This is a genomic window from Burkholderia sp. COPS (genome assembly GCF_019425585.1).
Taxonomy (GTDB): domain Bacteria; phylum Pseudomonadota; class Gammaproteobacteria; order Burkholderiales; family Burkholderiaceae; genus Burkholderia; species Burkholderia cepacia.
This window is the reverse complement of record NZ_WIXR01000007.1, coordinates 68,080-88,436: the sequence shown is the minus strand read 5'-3', so window position 1 is coordinate 88,436 and position 20,357 is coordinate 68,080. Positions and strand designations below refer to the sequence as shown.

17 protein-coding genes and 1 pseudogene are annotated in these 20,357 nt (G+C 68.9%); 5 read left to right on the top strand and 13 right to left on the bottom strand.

What is annotated here, in order from left to right; all coding sequences use genetic code 11:
- Positions 1-200: pseudogene (locus FOZ70_RS37980) on the bottom strand (hypothetical protein); the annotation flags it as partial.
- Positions 197-1,114: an alpha/beta hydrolase gene (locus FOZ70_RS05180; protein WP_059853936.1), complete on the bottom strand. Its 918-nt coding sequence runs from the start codon at positions 1,112-1,114 to the stop codon at positions 197-199. The pseudogene FOZ70_RS37980 and the gene FOZ70_RS05180, both read right to left, overlap by 4 nt.
- A 354-nt stretch (positions 1,115-1,468) precedes the next feature.
- On the opposite strand from FOZ70_RS05180, the gene FOZ70_RS05175 reads away from it, so the two are divergent.
- Both FOZ70_RS05175 and FOZ70_RS05170 read left to right on the top strand, forming a co-directional pair.
- Positions 1,469-2,380: an ABC transporter substrate-binding protein gene (locus FOZ70_RS05175; RefSeq protein ID WP_258025551.1), complete on the top strand. Its 912-nt coding sequence runs from the start codon at positions 1,469-1,471 to the stop codon at positions 2,378-2,380.
- Positions 2,381-2,432: 52 nt separating this feature from the next.
- Positions 2,433-3,527: an LLM class flavin-dependent oxidoreductase gene (locus FOZ70_RS05170; RefSeq protein WP_219705087.1), complete on the top strand. Its 1,095-nt coding sequence runs from the start codon at positions 2,433-2,435 to the stop codon at positions 3,525-3,527.
- Between the two features lie 105 nt (positions 3,528-3,632).
- On the opposite strand, the gene FOZ70_RS05165 is transcribed toward FOZ70_RS05170, so the two are convergent.
- From FOZ70_RS05165 to FOZ70_RS05115, 11 genes are all read right to left on the bottom strand, one after another.
- A complete protein-coding gene (locus FOZ70_RS05165; RefSeq protein WP_048024621.1) occupies positions 3,633-4,565 on the bottom strand; it encodes an ABC transporter substrate-binding protein in 933 nt (310 codons plus the stop codon).
- Positions 4,566-4,599: 34 nt separating this feature from the next.
- The gene (locus FOZ70_RS05160; RefSeq protein ID WP_219705085.1) at positions 4,600-6,387 is read right to left on the bottom strand and encodes an amino acid ABC transporter permease/ATP-binding protein; all 1,788 of its coding nucleotides are present in this window, start codon (positions 6,385-6,387) and stop codon (positions 4,600-4,602) included.
- 70 nt (positions 6,388-6,457) lie between these two features.
- Positions 6,458-7,810 carry an LLM class flavin-dependent oxidoreductase gene (locus tag FOZ70_RS05155; protein WP_219705083.1) on the bottom strand — a complete coding sequence of 451 codons (1,353 nt, stop codon included), beginning with the start codon at positions 7,808-7,810 and terminating at the stop codon, positions 6,458-6,460.
- Between the two features lie 7 nt (positions 7,811-7,817).
- Complete coding sequence (locus tag FOZ70_RS05150; RefSeq protein ID WP_048024625.1) at positions 7,818-8,867, bottom strand: LLM class flavin-dependent oxidoreductase; 1,050 nt, start codon at positions 8,865-8,867, stop codon at positions 7,818-7,820.
- A gap of 68 nt (positions 8,868-8,935) precedes the next feature.
- Positions 8,936-9,883 (bottom strand): ABC transporter substrate-binding protein, encoded by a 948-nt coding sequence (locus FOZ70_RS05145; RefSeq protein WP_021158756.1) that lies wholly within the window; start codon positions 9,881-9,883, stop codon positions 8,936-8,938.
- Between the two features lie 53 nt (positions 9,884-9,936).
- The gene (locus FOZ70_RS05140) at positions 9,937-10,497 is read right to left on the bottom strand and encodes a GNAT family N-acetyltransferase (protein WP_059552208.1); all 561 of its coding nucleotides are present in this window, start codon (positions 10,495-10,497) and stop codon (positions 9,937-9,939) included.
- A gap of 317 nt (positions 10,498-10,814) precedes the next feature.
- Positions 10,815-11,216, bottom strand: a complete 402-nt coding sequence (locus tag FOZ70_RS05135) for a type II toxin-antitoxin system MqsA family antitoxin (RefSeq protein ID WP_042974280.1) — start codon at positions 11,214-11,216, stop codon at positions 10,815-10,817.
- Between the two features lie 2 nt (positions 11,217-11,218).
- Entirely contained in the window at positions 11,219-11,515 is a 297-nt protein-coding gene (locus FOZ70_RS05130) for a type II toxin-antitoxin system MqsR family toxin (protein ID WP_021158759.1), read from the bottom strand.
- Between the two features lie 103 nt (positions 11,516-11,618).
- Positions 11,619-12,659 (bottom strand): succinylglutamate desuccinylase/aspartoacylase family protein, encoded by a 1,041-nt coding sequence (locus FOZ70_RS05125; RefSeq protein ID WP_027791639.1) that lies wholly within the window; start codon positions 12,657-12,659, stop codon positions 11,619-11,621.
- A gap of 242 nt (positions 12,660-12,901) precedes the next feature.
- A complete protein-coding gene (locus FOZ70_RS05120; RefSeq protein WP_060071890.1) occupies positions 12,902-13,177 on the bottom strand; it encodes a hypothetical protein in 276 nt (91 codons plus the stop codon).
- Positions 13,178-13,420: 243 nt separating this feature from the next.
- Positions 13,421-14,971, bottom strand: a complete 1,551-nt coding sequence (locus FOZ70_RS05115) for a sensor domain-containing diguanylate cyclase (protein ID WP_219705081.1) — start codon at positions 14,969-14,971, stop codon at positions 13,421-13,423.
- Between the two features lie 512 nt (positions 14,972-15,483).
- Between FOZ70_RS05115 and FOZ70_RS05110 the strand changes: the two genes are divergently transcribed.
- The 3 genes from FOZ70_RS05110 to FOZ70_RS05100 are packed head-to-tail and all read left to right on the top strand — an operon-like array spanning position 15,484 to position 20,287.
- The gene (locus FOZ70_RS05110) at positions 15,484-18,360 is read left to right on the top strand and encodes a molybdopterin cofactor-binding domain-containing protein (protein WP_059650640.1); all 2,877 of its coding nucleotides are present in this window, start codon (positions 15,484-15,486) and stop codon (positions 18,358-18,360) included.
- The gene (locus FOZ70_RS05105; protein WP_059650643.1) at positions 18,357-19,031 is read left to right on the top strand and encodes a (2Fe-2S)-binding protein; all 675 of its coding nucleotides are present in this window, start codon (positions 18,357-18,359) and stop codon (positions 19,029-19,031) included. Before FOZ70_RS05110 ends, FOZ70_RS05105 begins: the two co-directional genes overlap by 4 nt.
- Positions 19,028-20,287: a cytochrome c gene (locus FOZ70_RS05100; protein WP_059492212.1), complete on the top strand. Its 1,260-nt coding sequence runs from the start codon at positions 19,028-19,030 to the stop codon at positions 20,285-20,287. Before FOZ70_RS05105 ends, FOZ70_RS05100 begins: the two co-directional genes overlap by 4 nt.
- The last annotated feature ends 70 nt before the right edge of the window (positions 20,288-20,357 follow it).

The following is a 20,357-nucleotide window of genomic DNA, read 5'->3' as shown; positions in this document are numbered from 1 at the left end:
CGCGAGATAGCGGGCGGGGAGGGCGGGGGGGGGGGGCGGAGTGGGGCGGTGGGCGCGCCGTCCTGCTTCGCGAGACAGAACAGTGCACCGGCCTGCGCGGCGCTCGCGCGCGTCTCGGTTTCGGCCTTGCGGTCGATCCAGCGCTGCACGCGCCGCTGGCCGATGTTCAACATGAAAAACAGTCGTCGGTCTTCGCTCAAGCTGGGTTCCCGGCTGCAATGGAAAGGGAGGGGCGGCCCGCGGTGCGTGGTGCGTCGAGTGCCCGCGCGAGCCAGTCGGCCACGTCGGGCCACAGCACGGCGCCGGGCCGACTGCGAAAGAAGCCCATGTGTCCGACCGGGCCGCTGCCCGCCGCGCGCGGATCGATCTGGCGGCGTTCGACCGGCGCGCGGGTCAGATAGCTTACCAGCAGGCCGATCGCGGCCGGGTTCGCCCACGGATCGTCGTCGAAGCCGAGCGCGAGAATCGGCAACCGTTGCTTCGCGAAGCGCTCGGCCGCACCGAGCGTCGGATCGTCGAAGAAATAATGCGGCAGCGTCGTCCAGCGGCTCCATTCGCGGAACACGCCGGCCGGCATGTCTTCGCCGAGCCCGAGCCGCTTGCCGGGCACATAGCCGAGCAGCGCCGACATCAGCGGGCCGAGCACACGCAGGATCAGCCGCACCTTCACGCGTTCGGCCGCCTGCGTGATCAGCCGCGTGCTGCCCGCATGCGCGGCGACGAGCACGGCCGCGCGCAGGTGCGGCGTGGCGGCGGACAGCCCGATCGCGTGCCCGCCGACGCTGTGCCCGACCGCCAGCAGCGGCAGCCCTTCATAGGCCTGCCGTGCCCACGCGGTCGCGGCACCCACGTCGAGCTCCATCCAGTCGCGCATGCGGGCCTGCAGCGCACCCAGGCGCGCGGGCCGCGATGCACCGATGCCGCGATAGTTGTAGGTGAGCGCAGCGAAACCACGCCCGGTCAGGAAGCGTGCGAAGCCCGCATACAGCCGCTCCGGCACGGCCGTCGCCGGGTGGATCAGCACCAGCGCGCGCGGCGCCGCGTCCGGCGACCACAGCGTGCCGTGCAACGCGTAGCCGTCGGCGGCGGAAAACTCGATGGGTTGGGAGGTCATGGCCGTCCTCGTTCCGGATGGTTATTTCGTATGCGAAATATAGTCCGGGATTTATTTCGCGCACGAAATATCTGTCGAGGATTCATTCGAACCGGGCTCCCGGACGGGCGGCGGGCGGCATCCGGCGATACCGGTCACGTCATAAAACATTTGCATCTTTGCATAGAAGAATATTGCGTTTGTTTCATGGTGCGGATCGACGTATCTTCACCGGTTCCATCCGTTCCGCCGGCCGCCGGGCACGGCGGATCACGTGGCGCCGCGATCGCGCGGCGCCCGCCAACCTTCCGGGAGATCACGTTGCTGAGCCGAATCGTCACGGCACTCTTGCTGGCGCTTGCCGCGCAGCCAGGCATGGCCAAAGACACCGTCACGCTGCGCGTCGGTGAACAGAACTACTTCAACATCCAGGCGTCGATGGAGGCATCCGGCGTGCTGAAGGACCTGCCTTACACGATCGAGTGGAAGCACTTCCAGGCCGCCGCGCCCGTCGCCGAAAGCCTGAACGGCAACGCGATCGACGTCGGCTTCCTCGGCGATTCCGCGCTGCTCACGCTGGCCGCGCGCGGCGCGCCGGTGAAAGTCGTCGCGGTGTCGCGGCAGAGCCTCGACGGCGTTGCGATCCTCGTGCCGAAGAACTCGCCGGTGCGCACCGTCGCCGACCTGCAGGGCAAGACCATTGCTGTCTGGCGCGGCGCATGGAGCCAGCAGCTCGTGCTGCGCGCGCTCGAACACGCCGGCCTGCGCGCGGATTCCGTCAAGTACGCGTACCTGATGCCGATCGATGCGACCAACGCACTCGCGAACGGCTCGGTCGACGCCGTGTCGCTGTGGGAGCCGTTCGTCAGCACGCTCGCGCTGCGGCAGGGCGCACGGCCCGTGACGACCGCGCAGGGGCTGATGCCCGCGCTGAGCTTCGTCGCCGCGAACGAGCAGGCCGCAACGGGCAAGCGCGCCGAGATCACCGATTTCCTGAAGCGCGTGGTGGCCGCACGCCAGTGGGTCGACAGCCATCCGCGCGAGTATGCCGACCTGTGGGCGAAGCGCGCGAAGCTCGAGCCGGACGTCGCATACCGCTGGCTCAACAATGCGCACCAGCGCGTGGGTCCCGTCGACGACACGGCCGCCAAGGATGCGCAGAACACCGCCGACTTCCTGCACAAGGCCGGCGTGATTCCGACTGCGTACGACACGGCGAAGCTGCTCGACCGCTCGTATGCGGGCGCGTTCGCCGCGCCCGCGCAGAAGACGGCCGTCGCGCAGTGAGCGTGCCGCAGCGCGCAGCCATTTCCGATCGACAACGACAAGGACCCTCGACATGCCCGTCGACATCATCGGCATGATCACCGCGACGCCCGGCGCGGAGGTCGACGTACCGGGCGGCGCCGCCGTCCAGCCCGACTACGTGCGCCGCTTCGCGCAGGCGCACGAGGCCGCCGGCTTCGACCAGATCCTGGTCGGCCATTTCAGCAACGCGGCGGACGGCTTCATCGTCGCGTCGTTCGCGGCCGCCGCGACCGAACGCATCCGCATCCTGCTCGCGCACCGGCCCGGCGTGATCGTGCCGTCGGCCGCCGCGCGGCAGATCGCGACGCTCGACGTGTTCAGCGGCGGCCGGCTCGCGCTGAACGTCGTGTCGGGCGGCGACGATGCCGATCTTCAGCGCGACGGCGATTTCGTGCCGCACGACGCGCGCTATCGCCGTACCGGCGAGTATCTCGACGTGCTGAAACGGATCTGGCAGGCCGACGCGCCGGTCGATCACGATGGCGCGTTCTACCGGTTGCGCGGCGCGTCGCCGCTCGTGAAGGGCGCGCAACGGCCGCATGTGCCGATCTATTTCGGCGGCTCGTCGCCGGCCGCGCTGGCGGTGGCGGGAGAGCATGCCGATGTCTACATGACGTGGGGCGAGCCGCTCGCGTCGGTGCGCGAGCAGATCGCGCGCGTGCATGCGGCCGCCGCGCCGTTCGGGCGTGCGCCGCGCATCAGCGTGTCGTTCCGGCCGATCGTCGCCGATACCGAGGCGGCCGCGTGGGAGAAGGCCGAGGCGATCCGCGAGCGCGTGCGCGCGGCGCGGCTCGCGAACGGCCAGCCGATCGACGGCCACGCGCCGCAAAACGCGGGCTCGCAACGGCTGATGGCCGCCGCCGCGCAGGGCGACGTGCTCGACGAGCGGTTGTGGATGGGCGTCGCGAACCTGACCGGCGCGCGCTGGAATTCGACCGCGCTGGTCGGCACGCCCGAGCAGGTCGCGCGTGCGCTCGGGGCGTATTACCGGCTCGGCGTATCGACGTTCCTGATTCGCGGGTTCGACCCGCTCGACGATGCGCTCGATTACGGGCGCTACCTGATTCCGGCGATTCATGCGCAGGTCGCGGAGCTCGACCGACATCACGCGGCGGTGCCTGCGTAGGCGCATCGCGTCGTTGCGACGCAGGAGGCTGCTTCGGTTCGCCCCGGCATTCCCGTTGAGGGATGCCGGAGCGATGTCATTCGGGTGGTCGAGTAGCGAGAGCCTTCAGAACGACGGCAATCCCGGCGGATTGGTTTCCGCCCGCGCGATCGCCTCGCTCTGCAGACCCCAGCGCGCGAGCGCCTGTCCGTAGCGGCCGCTGCCGATCAGCGCGTTCGTCGCCAGCGTCAGCGCGGGCGCGAGCCCGCTGCCGCGCCGGGTCGCGATCGCCACGTCGGCGTTGGCCGGCCAGCCCGCATTGACGACGCCGACACGGCGGATCTTGCCGGTGCGCGCGGCCTCGTACGCGAGCGACGCGTTCGGGTTCAGCTCCGCATCGGCGCGGCCCGACAGCAGCGCGATGCGCGACGTCGCATCGTCGTCGAAATATTGCAGCTCGGCCGGCTTCAGCCCCTGCGCCACGTTGCGCTTGTTCCACTCGAGCAGGATGCGCTCCTGGCTCGTCCCCGCGCCCGTGATGATGCGCAGGCCGGCGATGTCCTTCGGCTCGGCGATCCTCGCGATCGGGCTGCCGGTGCGCACGTAGAAGCCGTGCAGCCCGAGCCGGTAGGTCGTGAAATCGTATTTCTCCTTGCGCTTCTCGGTCACGCCGACGTTCGAGATCACCGCGTCGTACTTGCCGGACGTCAACCCGAGCGGCCAGTCGGCCCATGCGATCGGCACCAGCACGAGCGTGCGGCCGAGCGCGTCGGCGACGAGCTGCGCGTAATCCGGATCGGCGCCGACCACGGTGCGCGCGTCGGTCGCGTAGGTCGACACGGGCGGCGCGTGCGGTGAAATCGCGACCGTGAACGCGTCGTCGCGCACCCAGCGGTAGCCGGCTGCCGCGCGGATCGCCGCGTCGTCGCGTCCGGCACGCACGCGGCCCGCCTGGCGCGGGTCGAGGTCGGCCGTCGCGGTGGCCGCATGCGCCGCGCGCCACGGCAAGCCCGCTGCCGCGACCAGCGCGGCGGTCATGAACTGGCGTCGGTCGGTCATCGTGCGGCCCCTCGGGAGTCGACAGCGGCGCGCATCACAGCACCCGCGACAGGAACGCGCGCGTGCGCGCATGCGTCGGCGCGTCGAGCACGACGGCCGGCGGCCCGGATTCGACGATGCGCCCGCGCTCCATGAACAGCACGTTGTCCGCGACTTCGCGCGCGAAGCCGATCTCGTGCGTGACGATGACGAGCGTCGTGCCCGAGCGCGCGAGTTCCTTGATCACGTCGAGCACCTCGTTCACGAGTTCCGGGTCGAGCGCGGAAGTCGGTTCGTCGAACAGCAGTACCTTCGGGCGCAACGCGAGTGCCCGCGCGATCGCGACGCGCTGCTGCTGGCCGCCGGAGAGCTGGCGCGGATACGCATCGGCCTTGTCCGCGAGACCGACGCGAGCGAGCAACGTGCGGGCGACACGCTCGGCCGCGTCGCGCGTGACGCCGCCGACGGCGACCGGTGCCTCGATCAGGTTCTCGAGCACCGTCAGGTGCGGGAACAGGTTGAAGTTCTGGAACACCATCCCGACGGCGGTGCGCCGTGTCAGCACGTCGCGCTCCTTCAACTCGTAGAGCACGTCGCCGTCGCGGCGATAGCCGATCAGTTCGCCGTCGATGTCGATGAAGCCGTCGTCGACGCGTTCGAGATGGTTGATCGTGCGCAGCAGCGTCGACTTGCCCGAGCCCGACGGCCCGACGATCACGGTCACGCTGCCGCGCGGCGCGACGAACGAGACGTTGTCGAGCACACGCTGCATGCCGAACTGTTTCGATACGCCATGCACGGCCACTTCGCCGCCGGCGCGTGGCGCGACGGCCACCGTATCGGCATCGCCTTCGGCGCGCACGTGCGAATCATCGCGGCGGGACCTGACACGCCGCCACAGCGCGCCGAGGCGCGCGAGCGCGAACGTGACGACGGATGGCGGCGGGTTGCGCAGCGCGCCGCGCGCATAGTGGCGCTCGACCTGCACCTGGATCGCCGACAGCACGGTCAGGATGATCAGGTACCAGACGGTCGCGACCATCAGCAGCGGAATCACCTCGAGATTGCGGCGATAGATCACCTGCACCGTGTAGAACAGCTCCGGCATCGCGAGCACGTAGACCATCGACGTGCCTTTCGCGAGCGAGATCAGGTCGTTGAACGCGGTCGGCAGGATCGCGCGCATCGCCTGCGGCAGTACGATCCGCGTGGTCTGGCGGCCGCGCGGCAGGCCGAGCGCGGCCGCCGCTTCGAGCTGCCCCTGGTCGACCGCGAGAATGCCGCCGCGAATCACTTCCGCGGAAAACGCCGCGTGGTTCAGCGTGAGACCGAGCACGGCCGCGAGGAACGGGCTGATCAGGTCGGTGGTCGGCGTGTCGAACCATACGATGCTGGTGAACGGCACGCCGAGCCGCACATGCTCGTACAGGTAGCCGAGGTTGTTCAGGATCAGCAGCAGCACGATCAGCGGAATCGAGCGGAACAGCCACACGAAGGCCCACGCGCTCGCCGACAACAGCCGCGAACGCGACAGCCGGGCCAGCGCGACGAACGCCCCGAGCACGAAGCCGAACACCGCGCCGAGCAGCGTCAGCACCAGCGTGCGCGCGAGCCCCGACAGCACCGGCGGCGACAGGAACCATTCGGCGAACACCGGCCAGCCCCATTGCGGGTTGCCGAGTATCGAATGCAGGACGATCGCGATCAGCGCGACGGCGAGCACGGTGCCGGCCGTGCGCGACCGGTGGCGCGCGGGCACGATCCGGAAACGCGTGCCGGCGTCGCGCGCGCCGGGGGAAGAGAGCGGCGGCAGCGCGCCGCCGAGGTGGGTCGTGTCGCTCATGTCGGTGGAAATCCTCGAATCGGTCGGGCGGACGCGCCGCGCACGCGCACGGGCGGCGCGGCGGCGGGTGTCAGGCGTGCGCTTCGGCCGCCGTTTCGGGCGACGCGTCAGGCACCGCGTGACGGCTTGCCTTGCGCGGCAGGCCGAGGTGGTCGCGCAGCGTCCCGCCGGGCAGGTCGCGGCTGTAGCGGCCGCGCGCCTCGAGCGCCGGGATCACGAGTTCGACGAAATCGTCGACGCCTTGCGCCTGCACCGCGAAGCCGAGGATGAAGCCGTCGCCGGCGCCCGCGTCGTGCCAGCGGATCAGCTCGTCGGCGACATGCTCGGCCGTGCCGATGAAGTTCGGGCGCGGGGTGGCGACCGCGAGTGCCGTCTCGCGCAGCGACAGGCCTTTCTGTTTCGCGTCGGCCTTGATCCGGTCGGTGGTCGAGCGGAAGCTGTTGCGGCCGAGCTCGCCGAGTTCCGGGAACGGCGCGTCGAGCGCGTACTGCGTGAAATCGTGGTGATCGAAATAGCGGCCCAGATAGGCGAGCGCCTCGTCGATCGTCAGCAGGTCGCGGATCGCCTGGTACTTGTCCTCGGCCTCGGCGGCCGTGCGGCCGACGATCGGCCCGATGCCGGGGAAGACCTTCACGTCGCTGCCTTGCCGGCCGTGTTCGATCGCGCTCTGCTTCACGCGCCGCGTGAACGCGGCCGTCTCGTCGAGCGACGGCGAATGCGTGAACACGGCATCCGCGTACTTTCCGGCGAGCCCGATGCCGGTGTCGGAGGAGCCGGCCTGGAAGATCACCGGCTGCCCCTGCGGGGACCGCTGGATGTTCAGCGGGCCCGCGACCTGGAAGAAGCGGCCGTGGTGATCGAGCGTGTGGAGCTTGTCGCGATCGAAGAAGCGGCCGGTCGCGCGGTCGCGCACGAATGCGTCGTCGTCCCAGCTGTCCCACAGGCCCTGCACGACGTCGAGGTATTCGTCGGCGATCTCGTAGCGCAACTCGTGATCGGGATGCGCCTTGCCGAAGTTCTTCGCGGTGCCCTCGAGCGGCGTCGTCACGACGTTCCAGCCCGCGCGCCCGCCGCTGATCGCATCGAGCGACGCCAGCTGGCGGGCGACCGTGAACGGCTCGCTGTACGACGTCGAGATCGTGCCCGCGAGCCCGATCTTCTTCGTCGCGACCGCGAGCGCCGACAGCACCGTCAGCGGCTCGAAGCGGTTCAGGAAGTGCGGGATCGACTTCTCGTTGATGTAGAGGCCGTCCGCGACGAACGCGAAGGCGATGCCGGCGGCTTCCGCCTTGCGGGCGATGCCGATCGCGAAATCGAGGTTGATGCTCGCGTCCGGCGGGTTGCTCGGGTGTCGCCATGCGTTCATGTGGCTGCCTGCGCCTTGCAGCATCAGGCCGAAAGGGATCGATCGTCGGGTCGTCATGGGAGCGTCACGCGTTCTGGTCAGGGGAAAGGGAGCGGTCGGCCGCGAGGGCCGCCTGCAACGGCGTGGCCGACAGCGCGCCGCCGAGCCATTCGGCCGATGCGAGCCGCGCCGCGTAGTCGGTCACCGGCGAATCGATCACGAACGCGTCGACGTCGAGCCGCCGGCTCAGCACATCGAGCGCGTGGTGCACGCGATCGGGAGTGTCGGCCAGCACCGTCGGGCGCAGCTCGTCGATGCGGTAGTCGGACGCGCCGCTCTGCCGCGCGAATTCGGCGGCCGCCTGCGCACTGGGGAGGTTGAAGCTCTGGCCGCCCGCGAGTTGCAGCTTGAAGATCTTCAGCGGCCCGATCAGCTGCTCGGCCTCGTCGCGCGTCGGCGCGGCCACCGCGTACAGCGCGACCAGCGGCCGTGTGCCGCCCGCGCTGCGGTACGCGTCGAGCGAGCGTTCGATGTTCGCGTCGTCGCCGTTGAAATGCCCCGCGTAGCAGAAGCGCCAGCCGTTGCGCGCGGCGAGCGTGCCGCTGTCCGGCGAGCCGCCGAGCAGGATGCGTTCGGGCGCCTGCGGCGGCACGGGCAGCGCGACCGCGCCGGCGAGCGGGTGATCCTCTGCGACGCCCCAGCCGAGAAACGCGTCGAGTTCCGCGAGCTGGCCCGCGAAGTCCGGCTTGCGCGCCTTGTCGTGGAACCACTGCAGCGCGCGCGTGGTCAGCGGCAACCCGCCGGGCGCCTTGCCGACGCCGAGGTCGACGCGGCCCGGCGCGAGCGCAGCCAGTACCTTGAACGTCTCGGCGACCTTGAACGGGCTGTAGTGCTGCAGCATCACGCCGCCCGAGCCGACGCGGATGCGCGACGTGTGCGCGAGCAGGTGCGCGACGACGATCTCCGGCGCGGAGCTCGCGAAGGCCTGCGTGCCATGATGCTCGGCGACCCAGAAGCGCTCGTAGCCGAGTTGTTCGGCGCGCTGCGCGAGCGTCGTCGTGAAGCGCAGCGCGTCGGCGGCGTTCGCGCCGTCGGCGATCGGACTCTTGTCCAGCAACGAAAGCGAATAAGACATGGTGGGCGGCGTTCCTGCTTGAGCGTGAAGTAAGCGTGACGGGACGGGACGAAGGGCGGGCGTGGCGCTCAGCTCTTCGGCAGCCCCGGCGGATTCGTGCGCGACTGGTCGATCGCTTCGGACGCGAGGTTCCAGCGGTCGAGCACCTGCTGGTAGCGGCCGTTCCTGATCAACCCGTTCAGCGCGACGGTCAGCGGATCGGCGAGCCCGCTGCCGCGGCGCGTCGCGATCGCGATGTCGGCCGTGCGCGGCCAGCCGCCGCTGATTGCGCCGACGAGCCGCGTCTTGCCTTGCTGCGCGCTCTGGTATGCGAGCACCGAGTTCACGCTGAACACGGCATCGGCACGGCCCGACTGCACGGCGACAATGCGCATCGCCTGGTCGTCGTAGTACTGGATCTGCACGGGTTTCAGCCCGTGCGCGACGTTCTCGCGATCCCACGCGAGCAGGATCTTTTCCTGGTTGGTGCCCGCATCGGTCACGACACGCAGCCCCGCGACGTCCTTCGGCTCGCGGATCGCCTGGATCTTGCTGTCGTTGCGCACGTAGAAGCCGACCTGGTCCTTGCGGTAGGTCGAGAAATCGAACTTCTGCTTGCGTTCCTCGGTGACAGTGACGTTCGAGATCACCGCGTCGACTTTTCCGGATTCGAGCGCGAGCGGCCAGTCGGCCCACGCGAGCGCGACGATCTTCAGCTTGCGGCCGAGGCTGTCGGACACGAGCTGGCCGACGTCGGCGTCGAAGCCGATCACCGTGCGAGCATCGGTTGCATACGAACTGATCGGCGGCAGGCTCGGCGCGATGCCGATCGTCAGCGTGCCGGGTTCGGCGAACTTGAACGACGCGGGCACCGCGCGCTCGACTGCCGCATCGGCCACGCCGCGCGGGCGCCCGCGCTGTTCGGGGCTCAAGTCGAACGTGGCGGCGGCCGCGGCTGCGGCGAACGCGGTCAGGCCAATCAACGCGGTGGCCAGCGTGCGCGCGGCACGGGAAGAAAACGGTACGGCTCGTTGCATGAAAGCGTCCTGTGGTGGCAAGCGGTAATCGGAGGAAGGCGGGAGCACGGCGGTCAGCGCGGCAGCGCCGGTTCGGGCACGGGCGCCCACAGGTCGGCCAGCGTCGACGTGCGCGACGGATCGGCGAGATCCTTGCCGAACCGCAGGTGGTAATGCACCTCGGGGGCGATCGACGAATCGAACAGCCGCGTATAGCCGGTGCGGTCATACAGCGCCCATGCTTCGGGCTGGCGAAAACCGGTAGTCAGGTAGATGCGGCGATAGTTTTGTTGCACGGCGCGCAGTTCGAGTGCCTCCACGATGAGGCGTGCGAGGCCCTGACGGCGCAGGTCCGCGCGGGTCCAGATGCGTTTGAGCTCGGCGGTCTGCGCGTCGTAGCGCTTGAACGCGCCGCCGCCGATCGTCTCGCCGTCGCGCAGCAGCAGCACGAACGCGCCTTCGGGCGGCGCGAACAGTTCGGCCGGATAGCGTGCGAGCTCCTCGCGTGCGGACGCATGGCTGTCGGGGCGATACGCGTTGTAACGGGTCGAATACTCGTCGATCAGTGCGTCGATCAGCGGTTGCGCGCGGACGTCGAGCGGCGTCGTGTCGATGATGCGGTCGGTCGTGGCCATGGGCATCGCGAAGGGCGCGCGATGCGGACGTTCCTGGCGGGGTGCGGGCACGCGGCCCGTCCGGTCTGTTCCGTTATCGCGACGCGGTTGTCGTGATGGCGGCGGCCGGTGCGTGTCCTGCCGGGATGCAGGTGGCGGGCCGCCGCCGTTTTGAACACGTTAGCGGCGCGGCCGGCAAAGGCGAACGAAGCAATTTCGATAAGGATTTCGCGGCGGACGTCAGAAGGCTCGCAGCGGGAGTGGGGTGGCGACGACGCGGTGCATGCGCATGCATCGAAGCCGATGCACGCGCGTGCGCGATGCCGACATGCGAGCGCCTATGCCGCCCGGACTTCGGCGAGCAGATCGGGGTGACGATCGAGGATCTTCAGCAGTTTCACGAGGGCAAGCGGCGGATTCGTCTTGCCTGTTTCGTAACGGGAGAACGCGTTGACGCCGCCGCCGAAAAGCTCGGCCGCCTCGCGCTGGTCGAGCCTCAGCTTCTTGCGTACCTTCGCGATGTAATTCGGGTCGACGATGGTGGCGTTCACCTGCTTGTTGAACTCGCTGATCGCTTCGCCGAGACGGGTCGCTTCGTCGAGATCCAGTACCGATTCCCCGCAGGCCGGGCAGAACTCGCCGGTGATGGCGCGGACGACGGTCGACCGGCCCTTGTAGGTATAAGGGATGTCGCGCGTGTCGCGGACGAGCTTCGCGGCACCGCATGCAGGACATTTCATTTTCATCGCTCCTTGAAAGACACGATCAGCACATCGTCGATCACCGTCAGTTTCAGGTACACGTCGCCGCGCACCGTCAACGGCCGGTAGACGTCCTGCCAGATCGTGTGGTCGGCGTACGTCGTCATGCTCTTGTGGAAGTCGAGGTCGGTCAGCGACATCACGACATCGAGCGCCTCCCGTTCCGTGAAACCGAGTTGCCGCGCGCCGAGTACCGCGCTCGCGGTCAACCGGACCTGGCCGGATTCGACCAGCGCCTTGACGAGCGACAGCTTGCAATGAGGCCTTCTCTTTTCCATTGGCGATCATAACCAAGTAAGTTAATTTGTCAAGTTGGTTAATGGCGAGCGCATGCCGTCCGCCATGACTGGCAGACCGCATGGAAAAGAGATGGATCCGGTTTTAGGCCGTCTGGCCGATGCTCGGCGGGGCCGACAACTCCGCGAGCTGGAACAGGCAATCGCCGCGCTGCACCTGCGCGGGCACGCGCTTGCACACCACTTCGCCGTCGCCCTTGAAGCGGTGCAGCACCGGCTCGCGCAGCGGCGTATCGGGGAAATGCACCCATGCGGCCGGCTGCCCGGCCTTCACCTGGTCGCCGAGTTCGACGAGCGGCTCGTACAGCCCGCGCTCGTACGCGTAGACGAAGTGGCGATCGCCGTCGACACGCATGAAGCGCGTGACGGTGGGCGGCGCGTCGGGCACGAGCGCGCCGCGCAGCAGGCCGATGTAACCGAGGTAGTGCAGCAGCCCGTGGCGACCGAGCCGGATCAGCGACGGGTCGGCCATGCCGGCACCGCCGAGTTCGGTCACGATCGAGATCGCGCCCTGGCGGCGCGCGGCCGAGGCCGAGTGCACGGGATTCGGCGCGTGCAGCAGCGCGTTCTGCAACCCGAACGCGACCAGCAGCCCGTTGAGCTTCGCGGCTTCGTCGGCGTCGAGCGGGTCGATCGCGAGCATGTTGCCGCCCTGGTACAGCAGCGAGCTGCCGCCCGAGTGCAGGTCGACCAGATACTGCGAGCGCGCCAGCAGGACATGCTCGATGTAGTGGGCGATCATCTGCGTCGGCGTGCCGGCGGGGTCGCCGGGGAAGCTGCGGTTCAGGTTGCCCTGGTCGAGCGGCGACACGCGCAGGCCGGCGTCCGCCGCCGGGAAATTCGCCATCGGCAGCAGGATCAGCTGCCCGCTGACCATCCCGGGCTCGATCTCGCGCATCAGTTGCGACACGATGATCTGGCCTTCGTACTCGTCGCCGTGGTTGCCGGCCATCACGAGCGCGACCGGGCCGTCGCCGTTGCGAATCGACGCGATCGGGATCGGCAGCCAGCCATACGCCGAGCGGTGTACGGAATGCGGCAGCCGCAGGTAGCCCGCGTGCTTGCCTTGTGCGTCGAGATCGATTTCGCAGTGGATGGGATTGCGGTGTGAGGAGGAGGCGGTCATGGCGGCATCGTTCGATGAACGGAATCCGCCATCTTATCGGGAAACGACCGCCGCGCGCCGCGCCGGGCGCGAGCGACGCCGAACGCCATCAGCCGGCAAGCGCATGGAGGCATCAGGGCGAGTTGCACAGCCGATGCGCGGAACCCGGTGCGATGTTGCAGCGGTGAACGCCTGCCGGCCTCATTCGGGCCCGGCGTTTCGCGCCGGCCCTTGTCGCGACGGGGCCGGCGTGCCAGGCCGGCTCACCGGCCCGATGTTTCAGCTTCGAGACGTCCTTCTTCCCACAGTGCCCAGAAACGGCTGCCGGCGCGATACGGATTCGCGCGGCGCGCGGCGTGATCGGCGACGCCCTGGCGAAACGCGCCGTACAGCGTCAGCGGCGGATTGTCGACGCATCGGGCTTCGCGTGTGGCCGGCATGCGGCGTTCGGAAACGAGCCGGCGGATCAGCGATGCGCCGTCGATCACATCCAGTTCGTCGATGGTTTCGCTGCGGCTGAGGACTTCGACGGTATTCATGTTGGGTCTCCCTGACCACCTGTTTCCCTGACAGGGAGCAATAAGAGTGCCAGGTTCGAAAAGCCCCGCGCTGCATCGATCGTGCAGGCTTCTGCAGCCAACGTGACGGGCCGTGGGCGCCGATGTTACGGAACACGTCACGTGACACGCGCGCGCGCGACGCCACGTGTGGTCACGCAAAGCGTTTCGGAATTGATTTGTCGGGAGGCGTTGACGCGGGAGAAAGAGGGCTGCGCAGCCGGGTCAGCTCGCGGTGGCCGGCGTGACCCGGCTGCTGCCGCTCGAATAGAAGCGGTAGATGCCCTTGCCGGCCGATTTCGCGTCGTACAGCGCGCTGTCGGCCTGCCGGATCAGTTCGTCGGGGGAGCCGTGCCCGTCGTCGAGTGCGATGCCTATGCTGATTCCCAGGATGACGGTCTCGCCGATCGACAGCGTGTACGGCGCCGAGATCTGCCGGATGATGCGCGCGGCGAGGAGCGAGCACGCATGCATCGTCGCGTCGTCGATCGCGACGACGAATTCGTCGCCGCCGATGCGCGCGGCCAGCTCGCCGGGCGGCAGCGTCTTGCCGAGTCGCTCGGCAACCTGCGTCAGCACGTCGTCGCCGGCCTGGTGGCCGAACCGGTCGTTGATCGCCTTGAAGCCGTCGAGGTCGAGATACATGACGGCGAGCCCGGACTCCGGCGTGCGCGGCCGACTCGCGAGCATCCGCTTGAGTTCCGCATGCAGTTCGTGGCGGTTCGGCAAACCCGTCAGCGCATCGTGCCGCGCGAGATGCCGGATGTGCTGTTCGGTCTGGCGGCGCGCGGTGACGTCCTCGACGATGATCACCGCGTTGCCGTCCGGCACGAGATGGCGCGTCAGTTCGAGCTGGCGGCCGTCGGCGAGCACCAGGTCGAGCGGTGCGGGTTCGTCGCAGGCCAGCCAGATCTCGCACTGCGCGGCGAGACGGGCGCCGCCGGGATCGATCGCGTCGTTCGCGCCGAGCGCCGCGACGACGTCGGGCAGCGGCGTATCGAGCATGATCTGGCGCGGCGAGCCGAACAATTGCGCGGTGCGCCGGTTCGCGACGACCACGCGGCGCTCGCCGTCGATCATGCACAGGCCGTGCGGCATGTAGGTGAGCGCGGCGTCGAAGCGCGCGACGAGTTCGGCGTTGCGCTGGCGCGCGGCAATCAGCGCGACGAGCACGCGATAGTGACGCTGGACGACGGTGCGCATCGCGACGAGGTAGATCGCGAGCGGCGGCAGCAGCAGCCACGCCCCCGGTCGCTGGGCCAGCAACGCGCCGATGCCGATCGGCAGCACGCCGACCGTGACCTGCGTCATCGCGAGCCGGGGCAGCGCCGAATTGCGCGACGCGATCCCGCCGAACACGCCGCCCGCGACCATCACCGACAGCGTGCCGAGCTCGACGTCGACGGCCTGCACGCAGCCCATCACGCCGAGGCCGAGCACGAAGCACGCGACGAGCGACACGGGCGCATAGCGCATCGCCCAGTATTCGGCGCGGTCGTCGCCGCCGTCGCGTTGAACCGCGTACGCACGTGCGATCGAGAGCCGCGCGATGAGCAGGCCGACGTCGACGATCAGCCACGCGAGGCACCAGAGCTGCTGCAGCCGGATCAGCGCGACGGCCGCGACGAAGCCGCTCGCGAGCCCGGAGAGCGCCATCGGCCGGACGTCCTCGAACAGGGTAACGAGCATCGACGGGCGCAGCGCGGCCGTCACACGGTGATTGCCGGAGGGGGGAGTGGCGAGAACGGAGTGCAGGAGAGATGCCCTGACTGCCATGGTTTTTGACCTCGACACGATGTCGCTCGATATCGCGATGGCTGGCGGCACCCGCACGGCACGTGGCGGAAGCCCGGCCAGGCCGGATGCGCACGACATTACCATGAAAAACGGGCGGCGCGGGTTGCCCGGATCGCCCGGCGGACCCGCGTGCCGCGTCGGCCACCAGTCGTAACCACGCCCACGAAAGTCTTGCGCATTCGCCGGCGCCGGGGCAGCATCGTTGCGAACCGAACAAGGCTCGGCGATCGACAGGAGACAGGCGCGTATCCGCCAGGCGCGATCGACACGAACGAAACCGCCGCAAGCGGGCAGGCGATGCGACCTGATGACCTGATCTCTACCCGCGACCGGCTGTCGCAGCCCGGCTGAACACCGTTATAAGAAATTCAATAAGTATTTCATGCGGGAAATACTATAGGCGATATATCAAAAACAATGCCAGAATGCGCGCCGCTCCGAACGTCGCGACATCCGATCGCCGTCCGAGCCGTATCAGGAGGTTCCCCCCAATGAAAAACCACGGCCTGTCACGGCGGGGTTTTCTGAAAGCCAGCGTGCTGGCGGGCGTCGCAGTATATGTCGCGCCCCTGGGCAGCCGCGCGTTCGCGGCGCTCTTCGAAGAAAAACTCCTCACCCCCGTCAAATGGGATAGCGTCACCGGCATCCCCCAATTCCGCATCGACGGCATCGCGAAGGTCACGGGCTCGAAAGTGTTCGCCCGTGACGTGCGCGCAGCCGACATGCCGCACTGGCCGCAGCAGCAGTCTCATGCGCTGATCCTGCGCGTCACGCAGGCCGACCGCACGTACGAAGGCTTCGACCTTTCGCTGCTGGGCGACGAGCTGAAACCGGACCGCGTGGTCACGGCCGACGATCTCGTGCGCGACGGCGTCGCGTTCCCGGCGTTCTACGGCGACGACATGCTGCTGCCCGCCGGCAAGACGCCCGCGTATCTCGGCCATGCGGTCGCGATCCTCATCTATCACGACTTCGCGCGCTTCCGCTTCGCGAAGAACGCGCTCAAGTTCCGCGACGACGTGATCCGCTACGGCGCGGTCACGGGCCCGCTCGAGCGCGATCCGTGGGGCACCTTCCGCTACGTGCGCGTGGGCGGCAAGACGGCCTACGACGACGATGTCTATTCGAGCCTGAAGGACGCGCCGATCTTTCCGAGCATGATGCGCAAGCACCTGCCGGTGTGGCCGGACGGCAAGGAACACGGCAAGCTCGACGAGCAGGGCATGTTCCTCGCCGGGCAGATCGCGAGCGAGCTCGACCATCCGTCGGCCGACTGGCTCGTGTTCGACCGCGAATACAGCACGCAGTCGGTCGACACCGCCGCGCTCGAACCGGACAACGCGAACTGCTGGTACGACGCCGCGACGCAGTCGCTGCACCTCGTCGTGCCGACCCAGTCGCCGCTCGAAGTGGCGGAGAACGCGGCCGCGATGGTCGCGAAGTGCCGCTTCCCGGTGAAGAAGCTGTTCGTGCATCCGTGCTACACGGTCGGCTACGGCTCGAAGGATCACTTCAACGTGCCGTTCTACGGCCTCGTCTGCGCGCTGTACGCGGACGGCCGCCCGGTGCGTTTCGCGAACGATCGCTACGAACAGTTCCAGACGTCGCTGAAGCGTCACGCGTTCAAGATGCATTACCGGATCGCCGTGGACCGCAACACCGGCCTGCTGCAGTCGTTCAAGGGCGACTTCGAGGCGAACGGCGGCGGGCGCTCGAACTTCTCGCCGTCGGTCGCGATGGTCGGCGCGACGGCCGCGCAATCGATCTACTACTTCCCGAAGAGCGACCTCGCGGCCGTGGCGATTGCATCGCGCGCGATCGATGCCGGCTCCGCGCGCGGCTACGGCACGCTGCAGAGCATGGCGGCGACCGAGATGGCGGTCGACGAGATCGCCGCGCAGCTGAACATCGACCCGATCGATTTCCGCCTGCGCAACGCGCTGCGTTCGGGGATGAAGAACACGCAAGGGGCGATTCCCGCCGGCGCGCTGCGCGTCGACGAGGTGCTCGAGCGTTCGAGGCAGCATCCGCTGTGGACGCGCCGCGCCGCGCGCAAGGCCGAATACGAGGCGGCGAACCCGGGCAAGCGCTACGGCGTCGGCTTCGCGTGCGTGCAGAAGGACTTCGGCACGGGCGCGGAAGCGTCGTTCGCGAAGGTCGAATTCGACGAGAACGGCAAGGTGTCGCTGCGCCACACGGCTGCCGAGATCGGCACCGGGATGTCGACGTCCCAGGCGGTGGCCGTCGTGAAGTGGCTCGGCCGTCCGGCGACGGACGTGCAGGTCGCCGTGACCGAGTGGCCGGACCTGCCGGTCGAGACCAGCGGCGATCCGTACATCATGTCGCAGGCCGACCAGGATCGCCTGAGCGCGAACCCGCGCTGGTCGCCGAGTTATGCGTCGCCGTCGAGCGCGACGAACTCCGCGTACTACTTCACGCACAGCACGCGCGAAGCCGCGCGCGCGGTGTTCCGCTACGGCCTGTGGCCGGCGGCGATGTCGATCTGGACGCGCGGCCTCGGCGGCGGCCAGGCCGCGCCGTACACGATCCGCATCGAGGACGCGCGCTGGGTCGACGGCAAGCTGACCGCCGACGGTCTCGAGCCGCTGTCGTTCGAACAGCTCGCGAAGCAGGCGCATGCGCTCGGCCTGCCGACCGGCGCCGTCGTGCACGTGTTCAACCGCTGGCAGTGGACCGACGCCGAGTTCGAAGTGGGCGGCGTGGTCGATCGTTTGCCGATCGACGGGCTGTCGCTGCGCGTCGGCGCACCGAAGACGGGCGACAACGGCCCGGTGCCCGGCACCGCCGCGCCTGCCGGCGCGACCGCGATGCGCGGCACGCTGGCGCCGACCGCGAACGGCTACCGCGTGCTGGACCGCAAGCGCGTGTTCATCCCGCCGACGAGCCGCAACAACGCGGCCGTCACGTACTACACGGCGGTCGGCACGCTGGTCGAGCTGGCCGTGCACGAAGCGACCGGCAAGGTCGAGCTGCTCACGCATCACTCGATCATGGAATGCGGCAACCAGATTTCGCCGCAGCTCGTGTCGGGCCAGTTGCAGGGTGGTCTCGCGATGGGTATCGGCCACGCGTTGCACGAGTACCTGCCGCTGTATGAAGACGGCCCCGGCAACGGCACGTGGAACTTCAACCGTTACCGGCTGCCGCGCGCATCCGACGTCGCCGTCTGGACGCAGACGGGCGACGTGCTGCCGCCGCTGTCCGAGACCGATCCGCCGAAGGGCGTCGCCGAAGTGGTGATGATCCCCGTCGTCGGCGCGATCGTGAACGGCATCGCGCACGCGATCGGCCATCGTTTCACCGACCTGCCGGTGACCCCGCAAAAGATTCAGGAGGTGCTCGCATGACGACCGCCCAAACCGCGGCTTCGGCCGCGAGCGCCAGCGCCGCTGCGACCGGCGCTTCCGCACCGGCCGAGGCTTCGGCCGTACTGGCCCCGGCACCGGCCGCCGTCGAGCGTCCGCTCGTCCGGTTCCAGTCGAAACCGCTGTCGATCAACATCAACGGCAAGTCCGTCGGCCCGATGCAGGTGCCGGAAGGGCTGATGATGATCGAGTTCCTGCACGAATACGCGGGCCTCACCGGGTCGCGGCTCGGCTGCGGGCAGGGCATCTGCCACGCGTGCGTCGTGATCGTCGACAAGCCGGACGGCACGAGCGAGGAAATGCGCACCTGCATCACCGGCGCGCATTTCTTCCACGGCCGCACGATCCGCACGATCGAAGGCCACGCGAAGCGCAACGAAGCGGGCGAAGTGGTCGAGCTGTCGCCGATCCAGCAGAAGTTCCTCGAGCACTTCAGCTTCCAGTGCGGCTATTGCACGCCGGGTTTCGTCAACGCGGCGACCGTGCTGATCGAACGCCTGAAGCGCGAACCGGTTGCGAAGGCCGACGTCGAGCGCACGATCACCGAGGCGCTCGATGCGCACCTCTGCCGCTGCACCGGCTATGTCCGCTACTACGAAGCCGTCAAGGACGTGGTGCTGACGACGCCGGGACTCGTGAAGGACGCCGCATGAAACGCACATTCGCTCATCGTGTCGCGCGGGCTGCGGGCCTCCCGGTGCTCGCGGCGGCTTGCGCGCTGCTGCTCGCCGCATGCGGCGGCCACGACGCCCCGGCCTCGAACGCCGCTTCCGGCGCGCCCGGTGCCGACCCGGTCGCGCGCGGCCGCTATCTCGTCAAGGCCGCCGATTGCGCCGCGTGCCACACCGCGAAGGACGGCGCGCCGTTCGCCGGCGGCGCGCCCCTCGAATCGCCGTTCGGCACGTTCTACGGCTCGAACATCACGCCGGACAAGGATCACGGGATCGGCAACTGGAGCGCGGACGATTTCTACGCCGCGCTGCACGACGGCAAGGCGCCGGGCAAGCGCCTGTATCCGTCGATGCCGTACACGTCGTACCGGCAGCTCACGCGTGCCGATTCCGACGCGATGTACGCGTACCTGAAGACCGTCAGGCCGGTCGCGCAGGAAAACCGCGAGCACGAGCTGAAGTTCCCGTACAACCTGCGTTTCGGGATGGTCTTCTGGGACATGGTGTTCCTGAAGGACAGCCTGCCCGATGCCTCGGCCGGCCAGTCCGCCGACTGGCAGCGCGGCCGCTACCTGGCGGGTGCGCTCGGCCACTGCGCGGAATGCCACACGCCGCGCGCGTTCACGGGCCAGCTCGACAGCGCGAAACCGTTCGCGGGCGCGGCGCTCGGCCGCGTGGCCGCGCCCGACATCACGCCGGCCGGCCTAGCCGCGCGCGGCTGGACGGGCGCCGACCTGCAGACGTTCTTCGGCGTCGGCATCGCGCCGCAAGGCTCGGCATTCGGCGAGATGTACCCGGTCGTGCACCTGAGCACGCAGTACATGACGAAGGACGACCTGCGTGCGCTGTCCGTGTACCTGCTGGGCGACACGCCGCCCGCGCCGCAACCGGTGAAGCCGGTGTCGGCCGACGCCGCGCAGCTCGCGGCCGGCCGCTCGGTGTATCTCGCGGTCTGCGCGGGGTGTCACGGCTTCAACGGCGAAGGCAAGCCGCACGTGGCGGTGCCGATGAACGGCAATTCGACGGTGCGCCAGGGCGACCCGCGCAACCTGCTGGTCGCGATGCTCGACGGCATCGGCGAGCAGAAGTTCGCCGGGTTCGAGAACCTGCAGCCGATGCCCGGTTTCGCGCACACGCTGAGCGACGACGAACTCGCGCAGCTCGCGAACTACCTGCGTGCGACGTGGGGCGGCCAGCCCGCGAGTGTCACGCCGGCCGACGTGAAGGCCATGCGTTAAGTCGTGCCGCCGGGCGGGGCGTCGCGCGCGGTTCAGCCGGTTTCCGGTGCTCGTGCGCGACGCGTCGCCC

Coding starts and splice junctions, on each gene's coding strand:
- FOZ70_RS05180 (WP_059853936.1), bottom strand. CDS start 1,114: ATGACCTCCCAACCCATCGAGTTTTCCGCCGCCGACGGCTACGCGTTG.
- FOZ70_RS05175 (WP_258025551.1), top strand. CDS start 1,469: ATGGCCAAAGACACCGTCACGCTGCGCGTCGGTGAACAGAACTACTTC.
- FOZ70_RS05170 (WP_219705087.1), top strand. CDS start 2,433: ATGCCCGTCGACATCATCGGCATGATCACCGCGACGCCCGGCGCGGAG.
- FOZ70_RS05165 (WP_048024621.1), bottom strand. CDS start 4,565: ATGACCGACCGACGCCAGTTCATGACCGCCGCGCTGGTCGCGGCAGCG.
- FOZ70_RS05160 (WP_219705085.1), bottom strand. CDS start 6,387: ATGAGCGACACGACCCACCTCGGCGGCGCGCTGCCGCCGCTCTCTTCC.
- FOZ70_RS05155 (WP_219705083.1), bottom strand. CDS start 7,810: ATGACGACCCGACGATCGATCCCTTTCGGCCTGATGCTGCAAGGCGCA.
- FOZ70_RS05150 (WP_048024625.1), bottom strand. CDS start 8,867: ATGTCTTATTCGCTTTCGTTGCTGGACAAGAGTCCGATCGCCGACGGC.
- FOZ70_RS05145 (WP_021158756.1), bottom strand. CDS start 9,883: ATGCAACGAGCCGTACCGTTTTCTTCCCGTGCCGCGCGCACGCTGGCC.
- FOZ70_RS05140 (WP_059552208.1), bottom strand. CDS start 10,497: ATGGCCACGACCGACCGCATCATCGACACGACGCCGCTCGACGTCCGC.
- FOZ70_RS05135 (WP_042974280.1), bottom strand. CDS start 11,216: ATGAAATGTCCTGCATGCGGTGCCGCGAAGCTCGTCCGCGACACGCGC.
- FOZ70_RS05130 (WP_021158759.1), bottom strand. CDS start 11,515: ATGGAAAAGAGAAGGCCTCATTGCAAGCTGTCGCTCGTCAAGGCGCTG.
- FOZ70_RS05125 (WP_027791639.1), bottom strand. CDS start 12,659: ATGACCGCCTCCTCCTCACACCGCAATCCCATCCACTGCGAAATCGAT.
- FOZ70_RS05120 (WP_060071890.1), bottom strand. CDS start 13,177: ATGAATACCGTCGAAGTCCTCAGCCGCAGCGAAACCATCGACGAACTG.
- FOZ70_RS05115 (WP_219705081.1), bottom strand. CDS start 14,971: ATGGCAGTCAGGGCATCTCTCCTGCACTCCGTTCTCGCCACTCCCCCC.
- FOZ70_RS05110 (WP_059650640.1), top strand. CDS start 15,484: ATGAAAAACCACGGCCTGTCACGGCGGGGTTTTCTGAAAGCCAGCGTG.
- FOZ70_RS05105 (WP_059650643.1), top strand. CDS start 18,357: ATGACGACCGCCCAAACCGCGGCTTCGGCCGCGAGCGCCAGCGCCGCT.
- FOZ70_RS05100 (WP_059492212.1), top strand. CDS start 19,028: ATGAAACGCACATTCGCTCATCGTGTCGCGCGGGCTGCGGGCCTCCCG.